The following is a 311-nucleotide window of genomic DNA, read 5'->3' on the forward strand; positions in this document are numbered from 1 at the left end:
GTTGTCACTCAGGGTGTATACCTGATTGTTCTGGCGCTACCCATCATCGCATTGGTGGGAGTACTCGGTGGCACTGCCTTTGACAAGATTGGGCACGATCCAGCCCTTGTGCCCCTGGAGCGCGCCTACTTCTACACGCTGCTCGTTGGTGGGCCCTTTATGTTGGGCAAAACCTTGCTGGCATGTTACTTCGTGGGCATTGGTCGATCCAAGGTGGTCATGTTTGTGGATGTGATTGCCATTGTGGTGAACGTGCCCCTGACCTGGGCGCTAGTGTTCGGCCACGTCGGTCTTCCGCCACTGGGTATTGT

1 protein-coding gene is annotated in these 311 nt (G+C 55.9%); it reads left to right on the top strand.

The window, feature by feature from the left end; all coding sequences use genetic code 11:
- Positions 1 to 311: MATE family efflux transporter (locus A3709_RS06630; RefSeq protein WP_255359724.1), on the top strand; the 311-nt coding region annotated here is incomplete at both ends.

The organism is Halioglobus sp. HI00S01, from assembly GCF_001635445.1.
In the GTDB taxonomy this organism is placed as follows: Bacteria; Pseudomonadota; Gammaproteobacteria; order Pseudomonadales; family Halieaceae; genus Halioglobus; species Halioglobus japonicus.